Here is a 5358-nt window from a genome sequence, read left to right on the forward strand (position 1 = left end):
CTGAGTCGGCTAAACAAAGCCTTAGTTCACTGGGTAAGAAACAAGTACAAGAAAAGGAGAGGTCGCACAAAAGCGGGTAAATGGTTAGAAACTCTTGCTCGCAGGGAGCCTCGTCTATTTGTACACTGGACAATGGGGATATTCTATACGGCTGGATAATGGGAGCCGGATGAATCGAGAGATTCAAGTCCGGTTCTGAGAGAGCCTGGGGGTGAAATCCCCCTGGGCTACTCACCAGCATAAGAACCGCTGTACGCTGGGAAGATTAAGAATCCGTTGGCTTTTGCGGGTTGCTGTTTTCTGGGAAGAGAGTGAGAGAGTGAAGAACGGTTGTTTGTTGGTCCAGGATCATGTCATGCTTGAAATTGTTTCAGAATCCGGTTCCTGCATTGTGATTTTGGTTCCCATTCTTGCAACTTGGAACTGTTCCTTTGCTCTTTCCAACCCCCTACCCGCTATCCCGAACCTCGTTTCATAAGCCCAAATCCTGAACAGGAGCTTTTCAGGCAGAATAGGTTCGTTCAACTATTGAGGAGGACGATCTCTATCCTTGGGAAGACTGATCCTCAATAGCGGGCGTGCCGCCGCACGCCCTCACATCCGTTTGAATCGAATTTATTCGCACATGCAACTACAACTTGGAACTGATCTTTTGCTCTTACGAACCCCCAACTTCCGACCGGAGCCACGGCCTTACAACTCATTCAAATGGAGGACCAACGTTGATCGTGAGCCAGTAATCACCAATGGCCCTGGCTACAACGAGGAATTCCTCGAAGTTAACCGGCTTGACTAGGAAGGAGTTTACTCCACTGTCGTAACAGATAGCTCTGTCTCCTTCTTCTCGGGAAGAAGTAAGAACTACAACCGGTATTCTTTTCGTTAGTTCGCTTTTCTTCATCTCTTGAAGAACCTCATGCCCGGAAATGCCGGGTAGTTTGAGATCTAGCAGAACAAGATCAGGCAGTGGGAAAGCCTCTCTATCACTGAAGGGTCCGTTACCGAATACATAATCGAGCGCTCTTTCCCCAGTCTTTGCGATTTCGACGTGATTAGTGAGCCCCACCTGCCTGAAGGAATCAAGAGTCAACTCAATGTCCATCAGATTATCTTCAACCAGAAGTAAGATCGCATTTTTCAAGGCTAAACCCCCTTAATCTTCAAAGTGAATTTCGAGCCTTCCCCGGGTATAGATTCCAGAGAGACGTCTCCCCCCATTAGCAAAACCGATTTCTTTACAATCGAGAGTCCAATACCAGTGCCTGGAAACTCCTCATCAGTGTGTAGCCTCTGAAACACATTGAAGATTCTTTCGTAATACCTGTCTTCTATTCCGATCCCATTGTCTTCTATCGTTAGAAAGACCCAGCCGTTCTGATGCTTGGAGGATATTTTTACTATGGGGCGCGACCCGGCTTTGTGATAAGTCAACGCATTCTGAAGGAGATTAGTTACTGCTCTTTTTAGAAGAGATTGGTCTGCATAGACCGTTGGCAAATCCGTAATTATGCTTACCTCTGCCCCTTCCTCTTCAATTCTCCGGTTCAACGTAGATATGCAGTCGTCAACGATACTCTTCAAAGGTAGTTTGTTCAGGTGAATCGATGATCTACCGATTCGGGAGTATTCTAGAAGGCCGTCTATGAGATCGGACATATCTCCTCCAGCTTTCGATATAAATCCGAGATACCTTTGTCCCTCTTCGGGAAGGGAGGACATATAGCGATCTGAAATGATCTTTGAAAAGCCGTTAATAGCCCTTAGAGGAGCTCTCAAGTCATGTGAAACCGAGTAGGCAAAGGACTCCAGCTCTTTATTAGCCGCTTCGAGCTCTTCTGTTCTATTTTTGACTCTCCTTTCTAGTTCCTCGAGCATTAGTTCTCTTTGAGTTACATCTTCAAATATCGCTACGACTTCATGTGATCTGTCTGGATAGATATAATTATCGGCCCAGAAGTCTATTCTTTCATCTTTGTAGCGCATTACTGGATGATGCAGTGGACGGCCGGTCTTCCAAACCTCGATGAGCTTCTGGTAAATTCCTAGCTCTGTAACTGATGGAAAGATTGCCTTGACACTTCTTCCAAGTATCTCCTCTCGATTTACTCCAGTAATTCTACAGCCAGATGGATTCATATCCAAGAATACGACATCGTCACCTTCATTGATTACTCTATATATGGCCACTCCAATGTTCATGTTCATATATAATTTTCTGAAGCGAAGTTCACTTTCTTTGAGAGCAAGCTCTGCCTTGTGTTGTTCTGTCACATCCTCAAGTATTCCGAAGATTCCTTCAAGATTTCCGTTTTCATCACGAATTGGGGCGTTGTAAACCTTTATGATGACTTCTCTTCCATCCTTTGTCCTCCGTGTGAATCGTTTGCCCTTAACGGGAAGGCCTTTCAGAGTTTCTACGTTCATTCTCTCGTGTTCTTCCTTTTGCGTTTCTAGAATGTAAGGCAGAGGTTTGCCGAGGACCTCTGAGCATTTCCATCCAAATATCTCTTCTGCCGCCTCATTCCACGATGTAACATTATAATCGAGATCAAGACTTACCATAGCTACCGGTGAATTCTTCACAATCACCGCGAGCTTCTCACTCGTGGAAGCAAGTTCCCTTTCTGCTGCTTCTCCCTGCTTGCGCGCTATTTGGCCCGTCATTGCCCAGCCCACTATCATCGTTGCCGCCGGATAAACTATCATCACGGGCAACGCTGCCATCTCAAAAAAAGTTTCTCTGCTTTGAGAAGGAAGAAGAAGCATGCACAGAAGCATAAATATATGTACTACGATTCCAAATAGATACAGCTCTAGTAGTGAACAATCACCTGGATCTCTTCTTCTATAATGTCGCCAGATGAGACCCACGGAAATCGAACTAAGTATTGTGCTTATTCCCGGAATCGTTCCCTCGCCGCCCATCAATATCCTCAAGCCAACGGCCATCGAGGCCGAAATCATGGAGGGAATAAATCCGAAAAAGAGACCTATTAGACCCAGTGCAACCGATCTGGTATCGCAAACCACGCCGGGAGAGAGCTGCCAAGAATTAAGCATGACACCAACTGTAACCAATCCGAGAAGCAATCCAGAGTTGATTTGCCTTGGCATTTGTCTGCTTGGTGTTGACTTAACATAGAAGGCGGTGTACAAAACCACAAAGGTAATAAGTAGTGCTGCGTTATTGACAAGCGCAAGCAGTACTTCTTTTCCCATATTGACTCCTTTTGAGGGTTGAATGATGAAGCCCTAGAGAAAGTATAATCTGCGCTCTTAACAAAAGAATCTATCAGTGAGAGTGTATCACTCACAGGTTTTCAAATTACGCTGAAAAGGACAGTATCTGCTCGTTCGAACATGGCAGTCCTGCATGATATTATTGTTGGGTTATCGGGAGGTGCTTATGGACAATACCGTTGATGGAAATTTCTCTGATTTTTCGTCGATAAAGATACTTCTCGTAGAAGATTTGAAAAGTGATGCGGAGCTCGCGAAACTAGAAATCACAAAAGGACTTTTGGATTGGTGCGATTCTGTTGGTTTCTTGAGGGTAGATAATCGTGAAGAATTTCTCCAGTCAATCTCTAATTACAAGCCCGACATAATCATTTCCGATTACATGATGCCTCACTTCAGCGGGATGGAAGTAATAGATCTTGCTTTGAAGTTCTCTCCCAGTACGCCTATAGTCATTCTTACTGGCTCCATGAACGAGGAGACTGCCGTTGAATGTATGAAGGCGGGCGCCTCAGATTATGTCATAAAGGAACATATGGCAAGGCTCCCGTTCGCAGTCAAGGAGGCAATAAAAAGAAAGAAGGAAGAAAGACTCAGGGCCGCAGCTGAAGAGGCTCTTGAAGAAAGCGAAAGGAAGTTTCGGCTTATTGCAGAAAAGGCGAATGATCTGGTATATAGATATGAATTATTCCCAGAGAGAAAATTCTCGTATGTCAGCCCTTCTGCCACAAAGATTACAGGCTATACACCGGAGGAGCACTACTCAAATCCAAATCTTGGTTTCGAACTGGTCCATCCTGATGACAGATGGAAACTTGACGGGCTTTCAGAGCAAGTGAATCAATCGCCGATTCTTTTGAGATGGATCAGAAAGAATGGGGAGATTATTTGGACAGAGCAGATGAATGTGCCCGTTTATGACGATGAAGGAAATCTTATTGCAATTGAAGGAATCGCCAGAGACGTTACTGAACGCCAAAAAACCAGCGAAGCGCTGAAGGCAGCCTTCAATTCAATTGTTACTGTGTTGTCTGATGTGCTGAATCTGAAGGATCCATACACTGAATTCCATGAGAAGAACGTCGCAAAACTTGCCGTGGAAATTGGAAGAAAAATGGATCTTGACGAACAAACGATCGAAGCTTTGAGAGTTTCGGCAATGGTTCACGACATAGGAAAGATTATGATTCCCACCGAGATATTGTCGAAGCCCGGAAAACTGAGCGATATAGAGTTTGAAATAATAAAGAGGCACTCCGTGACAGGTTTCGAGATTCTTAGAAAAGTCGAACTGCCCTGGCCCGTTGCCGAAATCGTTTATCAGCATCATGAGCGCCTCGACGGTTCCGGTTATCCCAGACACTTGAAGGAAGATGAAATTCTTCTCGAAGCCAAGATAATTATGGTTGCCGATGTTGTCGAAGCGATGAGCTCCCATAGACCGTATAGAGCCGCACTTGGTTTTGATGCCGCACTAGAAGAAATCAGATCGAATGCCGGAAGGCTTTACGACCCGAAGATCGTTGAGATTTGTACTTCGATAATAGAAGGAGGATTTACCTTTTTAGAATCAGATCAGTAGAAAACCTCTGCCCTCTTCAAAAATCCACGCAATTTCAAAACCGATCATTTTCTAGATGCTTGGGAAGGGAAAAATAATTCCTCAACCGCTGTTTAATTAAAAAGCAAAGAGGAAAAAATAGAAGCCGCCTCTAATGGGCGGCAAAGAACAGGAAGTGCTAAAGTGAAAATAATAGGCATTGAATTATGATAGCATAGCATCTGCGAAAACTCATTTCCTATAGAGACAAACAGATTAATAAATCGATAAGAATTAGTTATGCTCTGCTTCGCTATTTGACTTTTCCTTTGTAAGGCTTTTGGATAATATGCTGGTTGTATTTTCTAGCTGGTTCACATAGAGATCAGTTGTTCTAGGTTATAAAAGTGTCTAAAGAAGGCTCGCAATCAAGACAACGCGAGCGAGAATAGAGTTCTTTGCGATCAGCTATTAAAGGGAAAGCAGAGGGTTGAAAGACATCAAAGGAACCCAGAACAAAAAAGAGCTCAAAAAGCGAAAATCTCCCAGCTGGGAGATTTTCAATGGAACTTACGCCG

At 44.3% G+C, this 5358-nt stretch carries 3 protein-coding genes and 1 pseudogene; 2 read left to right on the forward strand and 2 right to left on the reverse strand.

Annotated features, from left to right (window positions below; genetic code table 11):
- Positions 1-159, forward strand: a pseudogene (locus BG32_RS16960) (group II intron reverse transcriptase/maturase); the annotation flags it as partial.
- 541 nt (positions 160-700) lie between these two features.
- Here BG32_RS16960 and BG32_RS07195 read toward each other — a convergent pair.
- Together BG32_RS07195 and BG32_RS07200 are read right to left on the reverse strand one after the other, a co-directional pair.
- On the reverse strand, positions 701-1141 hold the full coding sequence (locus tag BG32_RS07195; RefSeq protein ID WP_006492563.1) for a response regulator: 441 nt from the start codon (positions 1139-1141) through the stop codon (positions 701-703).
- Positions 1142-1143: 2 nt separating this feature from the next.
- Positions 1144-3219, reverse strand: a complete 2076-nt coding sequence (locus tag BG32_RS07200) for a PAS domain S-box protein (RefSeq protein WP_006492565.1) — start codon at positions 3217-3219, stop codon at positions 1144-1146.
- A 187-nt stretch (positions 3220-3406) separates the two neighbouring features.
- On the opposite strand from BG32_RS07200, the gene BG32_RS07205 reads away from it, so the two are divergent.
- Entirely contained in the window at positions 3407-4822 is a 1416-nt protein-coding gene (locus tag BG32_RS07205) for an HD domain-containing phosphohydrolase (protein ID WP_006492567.1), read from the forward strand.
- Positions 4823-5358: the final 536 nt, after the last annotated feature.

Origin of the sequence: Mesotoga sp. HF07.pep.5.2.highcov (assembly GCF_003666285.1) — a bacterium.
In the GTDB taxonomy this organism is placed as follows: domain Bacteria; phylum Thermotogota; class Thermotogae; order Petrotogales; family Kosmotogaceae; genus Mesotoga; species Mesotoga prima.